Here is a 21,752-nt window from a genome sequence, read left to right as displayed (position 1 = left end):
CAATTAATGCGCTAATAGGAGCCTGTACAAACAGTTATGCTATTAGCGTGTTAAAAAGCAATACTAATTCAGATTGGGATTCTGCGGAAAATTACTGACATGGGCGTATTTAGGCCCGAGGTTAATGATCACTTCCTTCCACAGTTCCTCTTCATTGTTAGAGAATACTAAATCAGCATCAAACTGATCGGAGACAATCCAGGTATTCTCTTTCATTTCTTCTGCCAGCTGCTCGGCCGACCAGCCGGAATAGCCGATAAAAAACTTAATATCTTCTGGTTTGATGTGGTGACTATTCACCAATACCTTCAGGGCTTCGAAATTTCCACCCCAATAAATCCCTTTTGCAATCTCCTCGCCATCCGTTAACAAACTGGAACAGCGGTGAATAAAGTGAATCGTATCTACAGCGACCGGTCCGCCAAGGTATACCGGAAAATCACCCCCGGTAAAATCAGGCACCAGATCACTCAGCAACAAAGTACTTTTATGGTTTAAAATAAACCCAACTGTCCCCTCTTCCTGATGTTCCGTCACGAAAACTACAGAACGCTTAAAATTAGGATCCATTAAAAATGGCTCTGAGATTAATAATTTACCTGCTGATGGCGCTAATCGACTTAACATTTCGGAAATTTAGCGATAATATTAAATAAACTAAAACCTATTTTTGTATATGGAGCTGAATAAACAAAATCTACAAGATCTAAGACAGGAATATCGCGCAGCAAAACTGTCCGAAACCGATGTGGAAAGCAATCCCATCCTGCAATTTAAAAAGTGGTTTACCGAAGCGGTAGACTCGAAATTATTTGAACCAAACGTAATGACATTAGCCACAGCGAGTGCTAGTGGAAAACCTTCCGCACGTATCCTCCTGCTAAAAGGCTTCGATGAAGATGGCTTTGTTTTTTACACCAATTATAACAGTGATAAAGGAAAAGACCTGGCAGAAAACCCACAGGCTTCTTTAGTGTTCTTCTGGCCGGAACTGGAAAGACAAGTACGCATAGACGGTACGGTAAGCAAACTTGCAGAGGAAGATTCTACCGCCTATTTTCATTCGCGTCCCTTCGGTAGTCAGATTGGTGCAACGGCTTCCCCACAAAGCAGCGTGATCCCAAACCGGGAAATCTTAGAAGAAAAAGTAAAGCAACTGACGCAGGAATTTGAAGGTAAAGAGATCCCACGCCCGCTACATTGGGGAGGATATTTACTGAGTCCTACACATATTGAGTTCTGGCAAGGGCGCCCTAGTCGCCTGCACGACCGTTTAAATTACCACTTAGTGGAAGGTTCATGGATTATCAATAGATTAGCGCCATAACTTATTACCTTAAAGAAACATAAATGAAGAACATCGCAGTGATTGGCTCAGGAACCATGGGCAATGGAATCGCGCATACTTTTGCGCAATTTGGTTATCAGGTAAACTTAATTGATGTCAATAATGAGGCTTTAGAGCGTGCCCTGACTACTATTTCTAAAAATCTGGACCGTCAGGTCGGCAAAGGCACCATTACGGAAGCCGACAAAGCAAATACCCTTAAAAACATCAGCAACTTTACCGATATGAAAACCGGCGTAGCCGATGCAGACCTGATCGTTGAAGCAGCTACAGAAAATCTGGACCTGAAGCTAAAAATATTTAAAGACCTGGACAGCTTTGCTAAACCAGCAGCTATTCTGGCCAGTAACACCTCTTCCATTTCGATCACCAAAATAGCTTCGGTAACCAACCGGGGGGATAAAGTGATTGGCATGCACTTCATGAATCCGGTTCCGGTGATGAAACTGGTGGAAGTAATCAGAGGTTATGCAACCAGCGCTGAAACCACTGCGATCGTGATGGAACTTTCCACAAAACTGGACAAAACTCCTGTAGAAGTGAACGATTATCCGGGTTTTGTAGCCAACCGAATTTTAATGCCGATGATTAATGAAGCAATTTATACCCTTTACGAAAGCGTAGCTGGTGTAGCAGAAATTGATACGGTGATGAAACTGGGCATGGCGCATCCAATGGGTCCCCTTCAACTGGCCGATTTTATTGGCTTGGATGTTTGTCTGGCGATATTAAACGTATTACATGATGGTTTTGGAAATCCTAAATATGCCCCTTGTCCGCTTTTAGTGAATATGGTGACTGCCGGAAATAAGGGCGTAAAATCCGGAGAAGGCTTTTACAACTATGCTAATGGCATAAAAGACGCTGTTGTAGCTAATAAATTTAGTAAATAATATCAATTTCAAGCCTTTTATACTAACTTTACCCCCATGAATGAGAATCTGGACCCGAACGCTGAAAGTTTAACCCCTATAGAACGTGATATTGAAAAAGTATTGCGTCCGCAGGCATTTGAAGACTTTACAGGTCAGGAAAAGATCATGGAGAACCTAAAGATCTTTGTAGAGGCTGCAAAGTTACGCGGAGAACCTTTAGACCATGTTTTATTACATGGTCCTCCGGGACTTGGCAAAACAACCCTTTCTTATATCATCGCCAATGAGATGGGCGTGGGAATTAAAGTAACCTCAGGCCCGGTATTGGATAAGCCCGGCGATCTTGCCGGTTTACTGACTGGTCTGGACGAAGGTGACATTCTCTTTATTGATGAAATCCACCGCTTAAGTCCATTGGTAGAAGAGTACCTGTATTCTGCAATGGAGGATTTTAAGATTGATATCATGCTCGAAAGTGGCCCCAATGCCCGTTCCGTACAAATCAGCTTAAACCCTTTCACTTTGGTAGGTGCAACTACCCGTTCCGGATTATTAACGGCACCGCTAAGGGCAAGGTTCGGGATCAATTCCCGCCTGGCTTATTACGACGCCAAACTCCTGACCACCATCGTACTGCGCTCTTCTGATATTCTAAAAACCCCAATCACCGAGGAAGGTGCTTATGAGATTGCAAGACGCAGCAGGGGAACTCCCCGTATTGCCAATGCTTTGCTGAGACGTACCCGTGATTTCGCGCAGATTAAAGGAAACGGTAAAATTGATACCGCCATTTCCAGATATGCGCTGAAAGCTTTAAATGTGGATGAACACGGTCTTGATGAGATGGACAATAGAATACTGGTTACCATTATCGACAAGTTTAAAGGTGGTCCGGTAGGCTTAAAAACCATCGCAACCGCGGTTGGTGAAGATGAAGGAACCATCGAAGAGGTCTATGAACCTTTCTTAATTCAGGAGGGATTCCTGATGCGTACTTCACGCGGAAGAGAGGTTACAGAAGCAGCCTATAAACACTTGCAAAAGATCTATCCAGGACAAACAGGTAAACTATTTTAGCGTTTTACCTGCTTTAGGCATCATTTCTGTATTGATGACCTAAACCCAGGTATATGAACATAGAATTAAGAAAACTTACTTTAGCAGATTACAATGATTTAAAGGAATCCATGTCCCAGGCCTATGATACCTTAGGTGGGCAAATATGGAGTAAAAGCAGCATTGAAAGATTGCTAAAACTATTCCCTGAAGGTCAGCTCTGCATTGCTGTAGATGGCAAGGTAGTAGCGTGTTCCTTATCTCTTATTGTAGATTACGACGAATACGGCGATAAACATACTTACAAAAATATTACCGGTGATTACTCTTTCTCTACCCACGACAGAGAAGGCGATGTACTCTATGGCATAGAAATCTTTGTACACCCGGAATACCGTGGACTAAGATTAGGACGTCGCTTGTATGAAGCCAGAAAAGAGCTTTGCGAAAGTTTAAACCTTAAAAGTATTGTTGCCGGTGGTAGAATCCCAAATTACCACCAATACGCCGATACTTTAACCCCAAGACAATATATCGATAAGGTGAAAGCGAAAGAGATTTTCGACCCTACCCTTACCTTCCAGCTATCCAATGATTTTCACGTTAGAAAAGTATTGAAAAACTACCTTCCCGGTGATCATGAATCGAAAGATTATGCCACACTTTTGGAATGGAATAACATCTATTACCAGGGTGTAGATGCCTCTGCGCGTTCTGCAAAAACCATCCGGATCGGATTGGTGCAGTGGCAAATGCGCTTGTTCCCGGATATTGAAGGATTTTATGAACAGGTAGAGTTCTTTGTGGATGCAGTAAGCGGGTATCAGTCGGACTTTATCATGTTCCCGGAATTCTTTAATGCGCCATTATTACAACCATACAATGACCTTCCCGAGATGGAAGCGATGCGTAGACTCGCAGAATTTACCCCGGAAATTGTAGAAAAAATGCAGGAATATGCGGTCTCCTACAATGTAAATATCGTGTCTGGAAGTATGCCTTTAGTGGAGGATAATAAGTTGTATAACGTCACTTATTTATGTCACAGAAGCGGAAAAACGGATGAGTTCAGAAAGATTCACATCACGCCAAATGAACAGAAATATTATGGTATGGTGGGCGGAGATAAAATCCAGGTTTTCGATACAGACTGTGGTAAAGTCGGTATCCTGATCTGTTATGATGTGGAATTCCCGGAACTGAGCAGGATTTATGCCGATCAGGGCATGCAGATTCTATTTGTACCTTTCCTGACCGATACGCAGAACGGTTATACCAGGGTTAGAAGATGTGCGCAGGCAAGAGCAATAGAAAATGAGTGTTATGTAGCGATTGCAGGCTGTGTAGGGAACTTACCTAAGGTAAACAACATGGACATCCAATTTGCACAATCCGCGGTGTTTACGCCTTCTGATTTCGCTTTTCCAACCAATGCGGTCAAGGCAGAGACTACTCCTAATACAGAAATGATGCTGGTTGTGGATGTAGACCTTCACTTATTAGATGAAATCCATCACTTTGGGACCGTAAGAATCCTGAAAGATCGTCGTAAAGATCTTTACGAAGTACGTTTACTGAAATAAAACCAATAGATAGTACCATTAACGCTTGAAGTTGGTGGTGCTATTTAAAATTTATTGCTACTGTTTTTAGCGGATTCGCTACTTAAAGAACAGCCAGTAAATCAGCAAAGCAATAATTAGTATCGGAATAATCCATTTCAAGGCAACTGCTGCTCCATCCTTATCATATTCATCCACCGCTTCCCTGGAAGGTCCGGGATCTTCCTGATGCTTCGAATAGTTCGTTTCTATTGGTTTATGTGGCTTTAATGGCTCCTGATACCCGGGGTCATCAACCGGTTCTTTGTTATTTTCCATGATTTGATGATTTCTAAGTGTGGTCTACTCTAATAACAGTCTAACTTTTAAAAGGTTTTAGAGCTAAACCTTATCTTTGTACCAGAATGTTAAACAATCCGGCAAGATATAGTGCGTTAATTAAAGCGGAAGCCCTTCGGTTGGGCTTCATGCAATGCGGCATTGCCAAAGCCGGTTTTTTGGAAGAGGAAGCTCCCCGACTGGAGAAATGGCTGGAAAACCAGCACCATGGAGAAATGAATTACATGGAGAATCATTTCGACAAGCGACTGGATCCAAGGCTGTTGGTGGATGACGCAAAATCAGTCATCTCCCTGACCCTCAATTACTACCCGGAAAGCCAGCAACAAGATCCGGAAGCGCCAAAAATATCAAAATACGCTTATGGCATGGATTACCATGTGGTGATCAAAGACAAGCTTTTTCAATTATTAAACTTTATCTCGGAAGAAATCGGCGAGGTATCTGGCCGCGCTTTTGTAGATTCTGCCCCGGTTTTAGATCGCGCCTGGGCCAAAAAGGCCGGTATCGGCTGGATCGGAAAAAACAGTAATCTGATTAATAAAAAAAGTGGTTCTTTCTTTTTCCTGGCGGAACTAATTGTGGATCTGGAGCTGGATTACGACCAACCTTTCGAAACAGACCATTGTGGCACCTGCACCAGGTGTATCGATGCCTGCCCTACTGATGCCATTCTATCACCTTTCATTATCGATGCAAAAAAATGTATTTCTTACCTGACTATTGAGCTCAGAGAAGAAATCCCGAAATCATTTAATGATAAAATGGAGAACTGGATGTTTGGCTGTGATATTTGTCAGGATGTATGTCCCTGGAATCGATTTTCTGTTCCACATACCGAACCACTATTCCAACCCAACCAGAACCTCCTGAACATGAAAAAAGAAGACTGGATGGACATCACAGAGGATGTATTCAAAACAATCTTTAAGAATTCTGCGGTGAAACGCACCAAATTTAAAGGACTTAGCAGAAATATCGACTTTATTAAAACCACGAAATAGGATTCCATAAAAAAAGCACCATTGAAAAATGGTGCTTTTTTTATTATGAGTTGGGGCTTCTAGCCCACATTATCGCTTTTATCTTTATCCGGAACCAATGCCGATCCCAACACTGCTTTTGCAAACTTCTTGTCGGTCACCACTTTGATAATTACCTTTTCGTCTCCATTTTCCCATACGCCAATACTTTTGTGAATATTGGTACTAGAGCCGTCAGTAAACGTGATTTTCAAGTCTATTGGTAATGGTTTATTACTTTTATTCCTTACCGTAAACTCGTAACCATCTGCCGTTTTATTCATGCCTTGAAGCGCCAGATCCGTTACGCCTTCTTCAAAGAACCAACGTTTCCAGAACCAATCCAGGTTTTTTCCCGAACCTTCATTCATACTGTTGAAGAAATCGTAAGGCGTAGGATGTTTACCGTTCCACAAGGTTATATAGTGGTGCAAAGCTTTTAAAAACAACTCATCACCCAGGTAATCTTTAACAAACAAATAGCCTAATCCTGGTTTCGGATAGGAATTGGTGAAAGTCCCTGCCCCTTTAAGCTCCGTACTTAAAGTTACAATCGGCGTATCATCTTTGCTGCCCGAAGACATTGCCGTTGGTGCAATCCCATAATCATCCACCATCGTGGTATCGATCATCGGACCAATCAGCCATTCGCCAATTGTGGCCCAACCTTCATCCATCCAGGCATATTTCGTTTCATTGATCCCCATATAAAAAGGGAACATCGTATGGAAAATCTCGTGAACCGTCAGCGTAATCGCATCCTGTCTTTTGGCTACCGGGTTATCATTTACCATCATTGGATACTCCATCTGGTCAAGACCATCAAAAATAGTCTCATGAGCATAAGGATATGGCCATTTCGGGAAGGTGTAACTCATGGCATGTACCGTCTGACGCGCAAAATCGATCACCTCATAATAATCCTTATGGATGGGATTAAAAGCGGCATCTACACGCGTTCTTCTTCCTGTTGTAGGATCTACTACCAGACTGGTTGATTTCCATAAATAATGATCACTCAGTGCAAACACGAAATCCGTTACATTTTTCGCGTCAAATTTCCAGGTATTGTAAGGCTGATCCGCAGTAACCGCTTTATCAGCTAAATCCTGATCATTGATCACATCAATCACCTCATCTGATTTTTCCGCTTTCGCCAAACGTGAGGCAATATCTTTACGCAGTACGTGTTTCGCATTCATTAAATCACCGGTAGCCCAAACTACAAAGTTTTTTGGAACTGTGATTTCACCTTTGAAATTACAAAAGTCGTTGTAAAACTCTACATCGCCCGTGTAAGGAAACTTATTCCAACCGTCAATATCATCATACACAGCAATGCGAGGGAAGAAATAGGCCACAAAATGCGAACCTTCATCCACCTGACCTGTACGCATATGAGAACCTTTATTCAGGTCGTACTGATAATCTATTTTTAATTTAATCTGTTTTCCAGGTGCCAGCGGAGCGATAACCGCCTGCATATTGGTCCCTTCAATGGTGATTGCACTTTGTGCTATCTGATCACCATCAGCTATCATCGAAGCAATATTTACGCCTTCATTCAGGTCACGGTCGTTAAATTTAGTCTTGCGCTCCACCCCTTTTTTATACAGGTTTGGATATAATTTAAACCACAATTTTTTCAGTGTATCCGGACTGTTGTTGTAATAAACCACTTCCACTACCCCTTTTAAGGCTCTGGTTTCCGGATTAAAGTTCACCTTTAAATCATAATTCGCAGTATTCTGCCAGTATTTAGGCCCTGGTTTCCCTGAAACAGATCTTGTACCTTTAGCGTAAGCAGCCTGAATTTCCGGAAGCACCGGTAAACTTTGCTGGGCAGATACCATACCGGATAGCCCAATAGAAAGGATAAGAAAGGAGATTCTTTTGATCAGCATATAAATGTTGTTTTTAAACAAAAAAGAGGTTGCCCAAAGTTAATTAACTTCCAGACAGCCTCTTTGTATTTTTATTGATATTTCTTATTTACCGAATTTCATTTTCAGTTGCTCCAACATATCATTGGTTACGTCAACAGCCGGTTTTGGTTTTTTCTCTTGAGGAGCTGCTGCAGGTTTAACCACATTGCTTGCACCAGAATTTACTACTGGTTTTGGCTTAACAGCCGCTGCCTGTTGTTGTTGTTTTTCCTGCTTCAAAAGGTCCTTTTTCTTGTTCCATCTGGCCCAGATCTCTTCCAGCTTTTTCTTGGTATATAAAGGAAAATCTCCTTGTCTCATCCATGAATAATAGCTTGGCTCCGTATCAAAAACCTGTTCTACAGTTTTACCTTTATGTTTACCGAAGTTAAAAGTTTCCTGCCCTTGCTCATTAAATACCATTCTGCCGGCAAAATCTACCGGTTTGTTCATATTTGTGAAGGTGTGTAAAGCATCAACATCATTCTTTACCGGTTTAGAGATATTTCCTTGTTTATCTTCAAACTCAGTATCCTTATAACGCTCAATCTGCGCCAGTAATACATGGTAAGTAGCGGTAATATCTGCTTCCGCAGAATGCGCATTAACGATATCTTTATCGCAATAAAACTTATATGCAGCACGTAAAGTGCGTTGTTCCATTTGGTGAAAAACATTTTGAACGTCGACAAATTTCCTGTCGGCCATCTCAAAATCTACTCCTGCTCTTAAAAACTCTTCCAGTAATACCGGAATGTCAAATCTGTTAGAATTGTAACCAGCAAGGTCAGCATCTCCAATAAACTCAGCCAGTTCAGCGGCAACCTCTTTAAAGGTTGGTTCATTGGCGATATCTTTATCATAAATCCCGTGAATCAGGGACGAAGCTAAAGGGATCGGCATCTCCGGATTAATGCGCAGCGTTTTGATTTGCTCCGTACCATCAGGCATCGCTTTTAAAATGGCAATTTCAACAATGCGATCTGCACCTACATTAACACCTGTAGTTTCCAGATCAAAAAAAGCAAGAGGGCGGTTTAAATTTAATTTCATTCGTATATGTTGCTATTTTTAAAGGTTTGAATCCCCAGGAATCCATTAATTAACGCTTTGGTAGCAGTCCAAAAGTCGTAAAAATCATTCATTAAACCTGAACTTATTTAGTAATGCCCTAAATACCATGACAATGAATTCCATAAAAAGATTTTAACAAAGGCTTGAAGCTCAATTAATGTTAAAAATTCTTTTTTATCTTAAAGAAACTTAACTTCGTCTTTCGAATAATACGCTCTTATGAAATACCTGTTACTATGCTCCTTTTTAGTCCTGGCTAAACTTACTGTCCTTGCCCAGGACTTCCCTTTTGCGGCAATTACTCATGAAGATGTCGGGCTCAAAAACACGGTTATCGACTCCAGTGCTAACGCCATTGTACTTAAGGAATATGGAAGCGCCAGAATGCAGTTGAATGCCTATGACAACGGCTTAGTGATCCATTACCGCTACCATGTCCGGATTAAGATCTTCAACAAACAAGGTTATGATCAAGGGAACATTACCATTCTCCAGCGGGTTTCAGGCGATAAAGCAGATGAGATCTCCGAGATCAAAGCAGTCACCATCAATTATGTGGATGGGCAATTCAAGCAAAACGAGCTTGACCCGAAGAAGATTTTTAAGGAGAAAACCAGCCGTTATACCGCACAAACCAAGTTTACCTTACCGAATTTACAAGAGGGTAGCATCATAGAATACAGCTACCTGGTCACCATGCCCAATATATTTAACTTCAAATCCTGGGCTTTCCAATCCGATATTCCAAAACTTTACAGTGAATATGTTGCCTTTATCCCTGGCTTATACAACTATAATGTCGTTTTAAGAGGGGCCTTAAAACTGAGTGATACCAAAGCAGAAATCGACAGAGAATGTATGAGAATCAGCGGCACCCCTATCGACTGCTCAAAGATGACCTATATCATGAAGAACATCCCCGCATTTATAGAAGAGGATTACATGACTGCTCCGGTCAATTTTAAATCAGCCATTAACTTTGAGCTTTCTGATTATACCTTACTGACCGGTGCAAAAGTCAATGTGACGAAAACCTGGAAGAGTACAGATTATGAGCTGACTTCCGAACGCGCATTTGGTTCTCAAATGAAAAAGAAAGACGCTTTCAAAGAAATCATGCCAGACTTGTTAAAAAATACCACAGACGACCTTTCCAAAGCGAAAGCAGTCTATGCTTACATCGCGAAAAACATCAAATCCAATGGATACATCGGCATATACAGTGAAACTGAGGTCAAAAAAGCCTTAGAAACCCATTCGGGTAATACCGGAGATATTAATCTGGCCTTGATCTCGGCCCTGACGGCTGCAAATCTCGATGCTGAAGCCTTGATTCTCTCTACCCGTAGTAATGGGGAACTAAATCGCCTGTTTCCGGTGATCAGTAGTTTCAATTACGTGGTGGTGAAGCTTAATATCGGTGAAACCAGCTATTTATTGGATGCTTCAGTTCCTTTATTACCTTTCGGTATGCTCCCTTTAACCTGCATCAATGGGCAAGGAAGGGTAATTAACTTAAAAAAACCTTCCTATTGGTATGAGGTCAGCTCAGGACAAAAAGACTATACACGTTATAATTTTATCGCTACCTTATCAAAAGATGGTAAGATCAGAGGAGAATTGACTACTTTTTCTTCCGGTTATTCCGCATTAAAGAAAAGAAAGGCCATAGCAGATGCCAATTCCATCGATGCCTACGTAGAGAAGCTAGATGAGAAAATGCCAAAGATCAGCATTACTAAGCATGAAATTGAAAACCTTGACAGCCTTAATTCTACTTTAACAGAGAAATATGAATTGCTCATCGATTCTTATGATGGCGACAATATGTCGAAGTTATTCTTTAGTCCGTTTTTCATTAACCATACCAGCAAAAACCCTTTCAACCTCAACGAAAGGACTTATCCCGTGGATTTAGGAAGCAGCACAGAATCCAGAATTACGATTCAACTGACCATTCCGGAAGGTTATGCGATGGCTGATCAACCGAAAAACATGAACATTGGTCTGGCTGATAATGGGGGCCGCTACCTCACCAACACGGTGGTAGAAGATCAGAGGATTACCTTTACGCAGCTCCTGCAATTGAACAAACCGATCTATGATCCTTCAGAATATTTATCTTTAAAGGAGTTTTATAGCCAGATTATTCAGAATCAAAAAACAGACATCATCCTTAATAAAGCGAAATAAAATGAAGAAGCTGATGCTCCTGGTGTCCTTATTAGGGCTAACTATTCCCTGTTTTTCTCAGTCGGATTATGCCGTTGATCAAATACCGGCCATTTTAAAAACCAATGCAAATTCTGTGATCCGTGATATGGAAACCAAAGTAGAAATGCGGGACATTGATCAGGTGCTGATCAGCGTTAAAAAGGTGATCACGGTATGGAATAAAAATGGTGACCCAAGAGCACAGCTAGTTCTCCATTACGACAAAAGCACTGTCATTCAGCGCATAAAAGGACAGATACTTGATGAGTTTGGCAAACTCATCTATAAATTTTCACAAAGTGATTTCAACGATGAAAGTGCCGTCAGCAATGGCAGCCTGTATGTAGATTATCGTGTAAAATACTATAGTCCGCATGTGATGAACTATCCTTATACCGTGGTGTATGAATATGAATCGCGAAATAAACAAAATCTAATCCTTCCCCAATGGGAGGCTAATCCCTATCCTGATCAATCCGTAGCCAGCAACAGGTATATTTTTATCGCTAAACCTGAGGATATGGTCCGGATTAAGGAAAGTAATTATCCGGGGAAAGCAGCAGTGCTGAGTACCGAAAAAACGAAAAGCTATACCTGGGAACTGAGCAATAAACCAGCAAGGAAAAAAGAACCTTTTGCCCCTGACCCGGAAATTGATAATTACCTAACTTCCGTAAAGATTGCCGCGCAACAGTTCAGTTATTATGGTCATAAAGGCAGTTATCAAAATTGGGACGAGCTCGGAAAATGGGTCTATGAGGAGCTGATTAAAAACAGACAGGAGCTACCTGAATCTGCCATACAGGAGGTAAAAGAACTGGTTAAGGGGATGACTGATGATCAGGAAAAGGCTAAAAAGATCTACGAATATGTGCAGAAAAAGACCAGATATATTAGCGTACAAATAGGAATCGGAGGCTTTCAGCCAATGCCGGCCGCTGAGGTTCAGCAATTGTCTTATGGGGATTGTAAAGCCCTCGTAAATTACACGCAAACACTTTTGAAAAGTGTGGGAATCCCCGCTTTGTATTGTGTAGTGAATGCCGGAAACGCAAAAAAGGACATGGACCCTGATTTTGCAGGCATGGAACAAGGCAATCATATCATCTTAGCTGTTCCGCTAAAAACGGATACGCTCTGGCTGGAATGTACAAGTTCAGACGCTCCTTTTGGTTTTCTGGGTGATTTCACCGACGACAGATTGGTTTTCGCTTGTACGCCTGAAGGGGGCAAAATACTCCGGACGCCTAAGTTAAGTACAGCGATGAACCAGTTACAAAGCCATGCCGCGCTGCAAATCGACAGCCTTGGCAACATCAGCGGCCAGCTTAAAACGGTATCGATGGGCTCGCAGTATGACAATTACAACTACCTGATCGGCCAGACCAGTACGGAACAACTCAAGCTGCTAAAGGATAAATATGATGTCGACAATATTAATTTCAGTGGCTTTAAACTGAGTCAGGATAAGAGTTTAACGCCTGGCACTACGATATCTTTTAACCTGGAAATCCCGAGATATGTGGCCAAAAACAACAACCTGTTTTATCTCGAGTTGAACCTTTTTAATAAAAATCCGACTGTTCCTGAAGTGAAAAACAGAACCTTAAAAGTTTATGTGAATAGAGGTTATACGGATGAGGACGAGCTAACTTACCAGCTTCCGGCAGGATTTAAACTGGAGGCAATGCCGCTAAACAAAGAAATCAAGACTGCATTTGGCAGTTATAACGCAACGGTTAAATTAGAAGGAAAAACACTAACCTACAAAAGGAAGATTATCATAAAAGATGGGACTTATCCTGCGGAGCATTATCAGGAATTCAGCACCTTTATGAATGACATCAACGCTGCTGATCGTAGCAGAGTGGTTTACAAGCTCTAATTAGCTGAGGATAATCAGGCCCAACCCAATTCCGATGATCATAATGAGGTACATCAGGATTTCTGTAGTCGCAAACTTCTTGTATTTTTTCCAAAAGGATTCTTCTTGTTTCGGTATAGACATGGTTGTTTCGCTGGATTAGCCCTGCAAATATAAGCTTTTCCAGGCGCAGTATATGGTCTGTCATTTTCAGATTTGGGTTTTAACCTTATTTTCCAGTCTGGTAAAAAACGTGGATTACTTAACATTCGATTAATATTAAACTCATTATTTTGCGCCTCAAATCAAAATAATGAAAACAAAACATCTACTTATCTACAGTTCACTGGTTATCTTAACTTTAGCTGGTTGTTCTAAAAACACTATACCCGAAGCGATTGAAGCTCCAATAGTAAATGTACCCGCAACGTACAAGATCACAGAGGATTTCGAGAATGGAACGAAAGGCGCCTACCTTGCTGCCAACATTAGTATCGCTACCGGTACCTGGAATCTGGACAACGCTTTAATTGGCAATACACCTGAAGATCTTAAGAGCGGAATGAAAAGTGCGCGCCTGAAAGCCGGTACGCTAACCATGAATTTTGATGTCTCCGGTTTAAAAACCTTATATATCAGTCACGGAAAATTTAATAAGGATAAAGACTTCAGCTGGCAATTATTGATGTCAGAAGATGGAGGTACAACTTTCAACCAGTTGGGGAAAGACATCGAGGAAATAAACACTAAACTGGTTACTGACTCCTTTAAAATCGACGTTAAAGGAAAAGTGCGCTTCCAAATCAAGAACAAAAATACAGCTAGCCGTATCAATATAGACGACATTGTGTTTAAAGGCATTGGTGAATCGGGTATAATAGTAGGTACCCCGGATACTGATCCGGGCGAAGAACCCGCTACCCCTCCTGCTGCTGCTCCATCAAGAGGCCTTGTCGTTGATGCCGATGCGCAACCTTTGACCGGGGACGATAGCAACGCGCTTTTCGGAAATCCTTCCGCAGCAAATGGACTGAGTGCCGATAATTTCCTATTGGATATGCGTTATTATGTTCAGTCTTATAGCAGCAGTCGCGGGATCCCAAACTGGGTAAGCTGGCATTTAGATCCGAAAACCATTACTAAGGTTTCTGATAGACTAGATAACTTTGCCGGTTTCAGTGGTCTGCCTGCTGATTATTACCAGGTATCCAGCAATAGCTATTATAATTCAGGTTTCGACAGGGGCCATAATTGTCCCTCCGCCGACCGTACCAGCTCAACCGCAGCAAATGGTGCAACTTTTCTAATGACCAATATGATTCCGCAAGCACCGAATAACAACCAGGGGCCATGGGCAAAATTTGAAGAATATCTACGCCTTCAAGTCGTTTCAGGAAATGAGGTCTATATCATTATGGGCAGCTATGGAATTGGTGGAATTGGCAAGTCCGCGACTGTCAGCACAACCATTGATAATGGTAAAGTAACTGTTCCGGCGAACGTGTGGAAAGTAGCGGTGATTATCCCTAACGGCGAAGGTGACGCGAATCGGGTAAACACTTCTACAAGAGTAATTGCCTTGAATACGCCAAACATTAATACCATTGACCCGGATTGGAAAAAACATATTGTGACGGTTAGAGATATCGAAAAAGCGACAGGATACAACCTGCTTTCTGGATTGCCACAACAAGTGCAGGATGTTATCGAAATGAAAAAAGACGCTGGCAATTAAGATTAAACGCTGTTAGCCAGTCCTTATTCATTCAACAGAATTTACAAGCGGTTGTTCCTTTTTAATTGCCCCAAACAATTAAAAAGGAACAACCGCTTGTCGTTTATATAGGGGGGAGGTGATTATTTAAATACCGTCGTATCCTGTGCTAAAATGGGTAAGGTATAATTCCCAAAATCCAGACTTACCTTATTGAAACTGCTTTTCAGTTTAGCCTGGTCTTTTTGCTCCACACCGGTCTGATACAGGTAAAGATGTTGCAATTCTTTAAGCCCTTTTAGCTGAGTAATAATGCTCTGGGCGGTCACTTTTGTCCCTACCAGGTTGATCACCTGCAACTTCGGAAGTCCTTTAAGTAAGGCTAAGCCTTTATCCGTTATTGTAGTATGGCTCAGGTTGATCTTTCTCAGGTTTTCCAGTTTGGCAACAATTGCCAGACCTGCATCCGTAACAGAAGAATTGGCGAGGTTAAGCCATATCAGTTGTTTTTTCAAAGCATCCAACAACTTCAACACCTCCGGATCTGCCTTTGCAGTCACAAAACTGGCCGACAAATAATTGCTGTTACTCAACACCGGAATCACCACGACTCCTGCTTTCTTTAATTGCTCAATTGCAGCCGGATCGGCTTTCCCGACTTCTTCCTCCGGAATATCAGCAGCTACCTTTTTCTTTGAAACCGCGGCTCCGGTCTGAAAGCTCATTAACACAGGTTTTATCTCTTCCGGTTGTTTTAAATCTGCTACTTTCTTATCCGCAGTAGCGCCTTCATTGATCCACCATTGCAACAACGAAATTTCCTCAGCTGTAAGCTGTGGCTTTTCTTTTGGCGGCATATGATCATCATTAGTGATTGGCAGCAACATTCTTTTTATCAATTCACTTTCATTTGCCCTGCCAGGAACCAGGCTAGCGCCATCTTCCCCACCTTTCAGCATAAAACTGATATTGTCCATCCTCAGTTTACCCTTTTGTTTTTCGGAACCATGACAGCTATAACAGCGGTTTTGCAACAGTGGCTGTACCAAATGCGTATAGGCAATTGCTTTCTGCACATCGGGAACCGGCGGAATGGCGACTTTAGTGCTTTCCCCTTTCAGGGCAGAAGTCATATAATCAGAACCATGGGTCAGCGACCCTCCATAATGCCCGGTCAGCGTGATCAGGATAACCAAAGTTGCCGAGGTCAGGTTGAGAAACAGTTCTTTTACGCCCTTCCTGTACATCAGATAAAGCAGCACTGAGATGATAGAAACACTAATTCCCATCCAAAAATGGAGGTCTACCAGCTCTCCGTCATAATCACCACTTTCAGATAAAAGGTATCCGCTGCCGGAAGAAAAAATCGCTGCCAATGCTCCTAACAAACAGATCACAGGGATAGCAGGCCTCAGAAAAACGAACTTCGGGTTAATGGTTAGCAGTTGAAAAAGACAACCCAACAATAAAATTCCTATAGGCAGGTGGACTAGTATCGGATGAAAACGGCCAATAAATTCAGGTATAGTTAAAAGGATCATACTGCTTATTGATAGCGTTTACGTAATAGATTCATCATGAATACGTTGATTCCCCATTGATCAGCAACAGGCTGTCTGGTATAAGGTAAGGTAGGCATATAATCCGCCGGACCAAACTCCGTCAAAATAGTCATGCGTTCTCCTTTTCTTTTCTTTCTCTCCACCACCTGATCCCACCAGGCCAGGTGTGCATTCAAAGCATCACTCCATTCAGGTGCTCTGGGATCGCTCACCTGTGGTCCTTCAGAATGACCAACTCTGGAATGGATATGATCTACCCGATCCAAAACCATCGCAATTGTTTCTTTTTGATTGCCCAGCAAACTTTCATGCACGACACACCAATGGGAAATGTCTAAAGTAATCCGCAGCTCCGGACACTTTTCAATAAAATTTCTGGCTATTGGTGCCGCGTATAGCATCCTTCCGCGATGCGTTTCATGGTAAATTGGCACGCCCGAAGACTTTGCCTTTTTAACTGTATAATCGATAATCTGTTTATTCTGCTCAAATGTAAAGTAATCCTTTCCTGAGTGACAATTGATAAAAAGTGGTTTCTGGAAACTATTGTCGATGGCAGCATCTATATACTTGATAAATGAGCTCAGGTGCTGATTACTATCGTGTTCTCCAGCCCCACAAAGAAAGCCGAACTGTAAATTATTCTTTTTTAAAGCCGCAAACATCCTTTCCTGAGTTTTCAAATCGCTTCCTGGCCAACCCAGTTCTACCCCTTCATAACCGTCCTTTTTCGCCAGGTCACAAAAATCTTCTATGGAACCATCATATCCCCAGGAAGTTGCCATAAAAACCAATTCATAACCAGGTTTGGCCTTCACAAATGGAAGTTCTGAGGCTTTAATTTCGGCGAGTGGGACAAGCATGCCACCGGCCGCTGCTGTAACTGTTGTTTTTAAAAAATGTCTTCTATTTTGGTGCATTTAGTTTGTTCGTTATTTAATAAATTCTAGGCAACTATATCTCTGATCACCTTTCCCGCAACATCAGTCAGTCGGAAAGGTCTTCCCTGGAAGGGAAACGTAAACTGCTCATGGTCGAAACCCAGCTGGTTTAAAATGGTGGCTTGAATATCAAAAGGATCTACTTTACCACTAATCGCGCTATAGCCGATTTCATCGGTTTCGCCATGTGTGTACCCTTTTTTGATACCTCCACCGGCCATCCACATGGTAAAAGCTTCCGTATGATGGTCTCTTCCGTTATATGGAGCTTGCACCCCATTCCTATTTTCCATCATTGGTGTACGTCCAAATTCACCACCCCAAACTACCAGCGTATCTTCCAGCATTCCTCTTTGTTTAAGGTCTAGTAAAAGCGCGGTAATTGGTTTATCGGTACTGCGACATTTGTTTTTGAGACCGATATTCAAGGAATTGGCAGGTCCGTCGCCGTGCGCGTCCCATCCCCAATCAAATAGCTGGACAAAGCGTACCCCTTTTTCTACCAGCTTTCTTGCCAGCAACACATTGTTTGCAAAACAAGCTTTCCCTGGCTGTGTGCCATACATTTCATGAATATATGCAGGCTCATTGTTAATATTCATCACTTCCGGAGCAGAGATTTGCATGCGGTAAGCCATTTCATACTGCGCTACACGCGATTGTATTTCCGGATCATTATAGGTGGCATATTCTTCTAAATTCGATGCGTTTATGGCGTCTATCGATGCTTTTCTTAAATCCCGGCTCATGCCATGCGGATCTTTAATGAACAATACGGGATCGCCTTCGCTCCTACACTGCACACCTTGATAAACGGAAGGCAGGAATCCACTTCCCCAGATGCTTTTGCCGGCATCCGGAAAACTTCCTCCACTGGTGAGTACCACAAAGCCGGGTAGGTTTTGATTCTCGGTACCCAATCCATAAGTTGTCCAGCTGCCGATGCTTGGTCTACCCAAACGGGCACTTCCGGTATGCATCAGCAATTGCGCAGGCGCGTGGTTAAACTGATCGGTGGTCACCGATTTCAGGAAACTCACCTCATCCGTCATCGTAGAAAAATGCGGCATATTATCACTTACCCAAGCTCTGCTCTGTCCATGTTGCGCGAAATTCGCCTGTGGCCCTAACATTTTAGGCACACCGGTGATGAAGGCAAATTTCTTACCTGCCAATAGAGATGGCGGACAATCCTGTCCATTCATTTTCATCAGTTCAGGTTTAAAATCAAACAACTCCAATTGTGAAGGTGCACCAGCCATGTGTAAATAAATCACGCTTTTTGCCTTTCCTAAAAAGGGTGGTGATTTTGGTAACAAAGGATGCGCAGCATCATATAAAACAGGATTATTACCTTTGGCACCGAAACTACAGCCGCCAAATAAGGCGCCCATGGCCAGGGCTCCCAATCCCATAGCGCTTTCTTTTAAAAAATGTCTTCGGGTTTGCGCTCCTGCCTGGATCTCATTCGCTTCTTTTACCAGACGGTAGGCGTTTAGTTCATCTCTAGTCATATCTTTTAGTTTTTTGTGACTACCTCGTCAAGGTTTAACATTGCATTTGCGACGATTACCAGTGCGGCATTCTCCGGACTCTTATTCTCAGTGGCACCCATTAGTTCCGTAACCTTAGCAGGATTCACTTTATAATCTGCTAAAGCCTTACGGTATAACTCATTAAATATCTTCAGTTTTTGCGCTGGAATTGGCCTATACAACATATTCTGATAACCAGCAGCGATTTGTTTCAGGACTTCCTTACCCCCTTCTTTTTGCATCCGCGTGGCGAAATGTTTCGCCAGATCGATGTAGACGCCATCATTAAGCGTCACCAATGCTTGCAAAGGTGTATTGGTACGGATTCTACGCGGTGCACAAGCTACACGCATTGCACCATCAAAAGCAATCATGGAAGGATAAGGAGAGGTTCTTTTCCAATACGTATAAATCGCCCTTCTGTATTGATCTTCTCCGGTTGCATTGTTCCATTGATCACCGTTATAAGGAGAGCTCCAGATCCCTTCCGGCTGCCATGGCGTAACCCCTACCCCATACATTTTAGTACTCAGCATACCGCTGATAGAAAGGTGCTGATCGCGTAATTGTTCTGCGGTTAACCTCATTCTTGGGCCGCGGGCATACAACTTATTGAAAGGATCTTTCTCCTTGATCTCATCGCTTAATCTGGAATCCTGTCTATAGGTTGCACTCATCACCATCTCTTTGATCATTCTTTTTACACTCCATTTATAGTCGTGCATCAACTCCCAGGATAGGTGATCCAGCAGTCCTTTATGGCTCGGGGTCATCCCTTGCGTTCCCATATCTTCCAATGTTTCCACAATTCCGGTCCCGAACAGCTGTTCCCATAACCTGTTGGCCATAGTTCTGGAAAGTAATGGGTTTTTAACGTCTGTTAACCACATGGCCAGTCCCATTCTGTTTTTTGGGGCATTTGCAGGCATAGCATACGACAATGTTTTTGGTACGCCTGGCTGCACTTCTTTACCATGCGAAGTCCATGCACCACGCTCAAAAACGTAAGTTTTACGTAACCTGTTGTCTGGGTTTTCTACCATTACCGGGATCGTCCTTACATTGGCATTTAGTAATGCCCAGAAAGTCTGTTTATTTTCCGCATAACCGGGTTTGTTTTTCCCGGGAAACTGCTGACCGAAATGAAACCAGTCGAAAGTGACAACCACCTCTTCTTTATTCGTCGCCGTAGGATTATAATAGCTCAGGTAAACATCATGTACCCCCTTTTGCGTCTTAAAATCTACCGGAAGATTTTGAGCACCCTGGGTTGCCGGAACATTCCATTCGGCAAATACCGGCCCATCACTTCGATCTAAACGCAATTGCATTTTACCCCCGGTTTTCCCGGAGTTGTAGCGGTAGATCAATTGATCCACCTGCTCCAGGTCTACCTTTTCAATCCGGGCAACTGCATTGTTTCTAAAGAAAAGTGCAATATTGTTGTTCCCGATCACTGCATTCACCAACTTATCGGTGGTGGTAGAGTTAATACTCGGTTGCCCGGTTTTCAGGAATTTATGCAGCTCTTTTGATTTGCTTTCTGAGGCATTTTGTTTGACCCAGCTGGTTAATGAGGTTAATTTGTTATTCAACGAATCATTGTATTGTCTCAATAACGGATATTCTGAAGCCAGATCTTCGTCCCTGGAATTGTTAAAATAGGCCATGAATTTATAATATTCATCGTCTTTAAAGGGATCGTAAGGGTGACTATGGCATTGTACACAAGCAAAAGTGGTACTTAACAAGCCCTCCCAGGTGGTATTTACCCGATCCATCACTGCGGAAACTCTGAATTCCTCATTATTGGTTCCACCCTCATCGTTACTCATCGTGTTTCTGTTGAAAGCAGTAGCGATATACTGGTCGTCGGTTGGGTTTACAAAGAAATCTCCGGCAATCTGCTCCGTGATAAATTCATTGTAAGGCTTATCCGTATTAAATGCGCGGATTACCCAATCGCGGTATTGCCAGATGTTTCTATTCGCATCAGATTCGTATCCTTTGGTATCCGCATAACGCGCTACATCCAGCCACATGGAGGCCCATTTTTCGCCAAAACGAGGGGACGCGAGTAAAGAATCTACTAAAACTTCGTAAGCTTTATCGGCATCTTTTCCCTTAAAATACTGCTGAACCAAAGATTCTGAAGGAGCCATTCCGATCAAATCAAGACTTACCCTTCTCAATAGAGTAGGCTTATCTGCTTCTGCTGATGGTTTCAGTTTTTCCTCTTCCAGCTTTGCCAGAATGAACTTATCGATATTATTTCTCCCCCAGTCTTCATCCACATCAGGCACTTCAACTTCTTTGACTGGCAAATAAGCCCAATGGTCGCCCCATTTGGCACCTTGTTTTACCCACCTGGTGAAAATATCAATCTCCTCCTCGCTTAATGCCGTATGTTTATAAGGCATTCTCAATTCCGGATCTTTGGAAGTTAGGCGTTTGATCATCTCACTATCCTCAGGATTTCCGGGGATAATGGCTGGCTTTCCGCTTTTGGTTGCTGAGAGGGCTTCTTTTTCGAATAGAAAACTGAACCCGCCTTGCTTTTTCACACCTCCGTGACAGGAGATACATTTCTTGTTGATGATCGGTTTTACCTCCGTATTGAAGTCGACCGTTTTTTCATAGGGCATCAGCAGAACTGCCGAAATGACTAATACAAATAGTATGCATAGCACCCACAGTTTCTTATTACTTAAGAACTTCATG

At 42.4% G+C, this 21,752-nt stretch carries 17 protein-coding genes; 8 read left to right on the top strand and 9 right to left on the bottom strand.

Annotation, left to right across the window (positions count from 1 at the left end; all coding sequences use genetic code 11):
* Window positions 1–63 precede the first annotated feature (63 nt).
* Window positions 64–627 carry a YqgE/AlgH family protein gene (locus R2Q66_RS11210; protein ID WP_316748891.1) on the bottom strand — a complete coding sequence of 188 codons (564 nt, stop codon included), beginning with the start codon at window positions 625–627 and terminating at the stop codon, window positions 64–66.
* Window positions 628–676: 49 nt separating this feature from the next.
* Between R2Q66_RS11210 and pdxH the strand changes: the two genes are divergently transcribed.
* The 4 genes from pdxH to R2Q66_RS11190 are packed head-to-tail and all read left to right on the top strand — an operon-like array spanning window position 677 to window position 4,862.
* Window positions 677–1,327 (top strand): pyridoxamine 5'-phosphate oxidase, encoded by a 651-nt coding sequence (pdxH, locus tag R2Q66_RS11205; protein WP_316748889.1) that lies wholly within the window; start codon window positions 677–679, stop codon window positions 1,325–1,327.
* 23 nt (window positions 1,328–1,350) lie between these two features.
* Window positions 1,351–2,241 carry a 3-hydroxybutyryl-CoA dehydrogenase gene (locus R2Q66_RS11200; protein ID WP_316748888.1) on the top strand — a complete coding sequence of 297 codons (891 nt, stop codon included), beginning with the start codon at window positions 1,351–1,353 and terminating at the stop codon, window positions 2,239–2,241.
* Between the two features lie 36 nt (window positions 2,242–2,277).
* Complete coding sequence (gene ruvB, locus R2Q66_RS11195) at window positions 2,278–3,300, top strand: Holliday junction branch migration DNA helicase RuvB (RefSeq protein ID WP_265839913.1); 1,023 nt, start codon at window positions 2,278–2,280, stop codon at window positions 3,298–3,300.
* 53 nt (window positions 3,301–3,353) lie between these two features.
* Window positions 3,354–4,862, top strand: coding sequence for a GNAT family N-acetyltransferase (locus R2Q66_RS11190; protein ID WP_316748885.1), 1,509 nt, complete (start codon window positions 3,354–3,356; stop codon window positions 4,860–4,862).
* A 78-nt stretch (window positions 4,863–4,940) separates the two neighbouring features.
* Here the strand turns inward: R2Q66_RS11190 and R2Q66_RS11185 are convergent, their stop codons facing one another.
* Window positions 4,941–5,159, bottom strand: coding sequence for a hypothetical protein (locus R2Q66_RS11185; protein WP_316748883.1), 219 nt, complete (start codon window positions 5,157–5,159; stop codon window positions 4,941–4,943).
* An 86-nt stretch (window positions 5,160–5,245) separates the two neighbouring features.
* On the opposite strand from R2Q66_RS11185, the gene queG reads away from it, so the two are divergent.
* Window positions 5,246–6,184 carry a tRNA epoxyqueuosine(34) reductase QueG gene (gene queG / locus R2Q66_RS11180; protein WP_316748881.1) on the top strand — a complete coding sequence of 313 codons (939 nt, stop codon included), beginning with the start codon at window positions 5,246–5,248 and terminating at the stop codon, window positions 6,182–6,184.
* A 59-nt stretch (window positions 6,185–6,243) separates the two neighbouring features.
* On the opposite strand, the gene R2Q66_RS11175 is transcribed toward queG, so the two are convergent.
* The gene (locus R2Q66_RS11175; RefSeq protein ID WP_316748879.1) at window positions 6,244–8,106 is read right to left on the bottom strand and encodes a M1 family metallopeptidase; all 1,863 of its coding nucleotides are present in this window, start codon (window positions 8,104–8,106) and stop codon (window positions 6,244–6,246) included.
* 84 nt (window positions 8,107–8,190) lie between these two features.
* Window positions 8,191–9,180 carry an exonuclease domain-containing protein gene (locus tag R2Q66_RS11170; RefSeq protein WP_316748877.1) on the bottom strand — a complete coding sequence of 330 codons (990 nt, stop codon included), beginning with the start codon at window positions 9,178–9,180 and terminating at the stop codon, window positions 8,191–8,193.
* Window positions 9,181–9,420: 240 nt separating this feature from the next.
* Here R2Q66_RS11170 and R2Q66_RS11165 point away from each other — a divergent pair, with 240 nt between their 5' ends.
* Window positions 9,421–11,394, top strand: a complete 1,974-nt coding sequence (locus R2Q66_RS11165; RefSeq protein ID WP_316748876.1) for a DUF3857 domain-containing protein — start codon at window positions 9,421–9,423, stop codon at window positions 11,392–11,394.
* Window position 11,395: 1 nt separating this feature from the next.
* A complete protein-coding gene (locus R2Q66_RS11160; protein WP_316748873.1) occupies window positions 11,396–13,300 on the top strand; it encodes a DUF3857 domain-containing protein in 1,905 nt (634 codons plus the stop codon).
* Here the strand turns inward: R2Q66_RS11160 and R2Q66_RS11155 are convergent, their stop codons facing one another.
* On the bottom strand, window positions 13,301–13,423 hold the full coding sequence (locus R2Q66_RS11155; RefSeq protein ID WP_316748871.1) for a hypothetical protein: 123 nt from the start codon (window positions 13,421–13,423) through the stop codon (window positions 13,301–13,303).
* A gap of 169 nt (window positions 13,424–13,592) precedes the next feature.
* Between R2Q66_RS11155 and R2Q66_RS11150 the strand changes: the two genes are divergently transcribed.
* Window positions 13,593–15,014, top strand: coding sequence for a DNA/RNA non-specific endonuclease (locus R2Q66_RS11150; protein WP_316748869.1), 1,422 nt, complete (start codon window positions 13,593–13,595; stop codon window positions 15,012–15,014).
* 122 nt (window positions 15,015–15,136) lie between these two features.
* On the opposite strand, the gene R2Q66_RS11145 is transcribed toward R2Q66_RS11150, so the two are convergent.
* The 4 genes from R2Q66_RS11145 to R2Q66_RS11130 are packed head-to-tail and all read right to left on the bottom strand — an operon-like array spanning window position 15,137 to window position 21,751.
* Complete coding sequence (locus tag R2Q66_RS11145; protein WP_316748868.1) at window positions 15,137–16,534, bottom strand: c-type cytochrome domain-containing protein; 1,398 nt, start codon at window positions 16,532–16,534, stop codon at window positions 15,137–15,139.
* 5 nt (window positions 16,535–16,539) lie between these two features.
* A complete protein-coding gene (locus R2Q66_RS11140; protein WP_316748865.1) occupies window positions 16,540–17,475 on the bottom strand; it encodes a sugar phosphate isomerase/epimerase in 936 nt (311 codons plus the stop codon).
* A 26-nt stretch (window positions 17,476–17,501) separates the two neighbouring features.
* Window positions 17,502–19,010: a DUF1501 domain-containing protein gene (locus R2Q66_RS11135; RefSeq protein ID WP_316748863.1), complete on the bottom strand. Its 1,509-nt coding sequence runs from the start codon at window positions 19,008–19,010 to the stop codon at window positions 17,502–17,504.
* A 5-nt stretch (window positions 19,011–19,015) separates the two neighbouring features.
* Window positions 19,016–21,751, bottom strand: a complete 2,736-nt coding sequence (locus R2Q66_RS11130; RefSeq protein WP_316748860.1) for a DUF1553 domain-containing protein — start codon at window positions 21,749–21,751, stop codon at window positions 19,016–19,018.
* Window position 21,752: the final 1 nt, after the last annotated feature.

Source organism: Pedobacter gandavensis (assembly GCF_032677645.1).
GTDB classification, from domain to species: domain Bacteria; phylum Bacteroidota; class Bacteroidia; order Sphingobacteriales; family Sphingobacteriaceae; genus Pedobacter; species Pedobacter gandavensis_A.
Note: the sequence above shows the minus strand (reverse complement) of the source record. Positions and strands in the feature narration are given on the sequence as shown.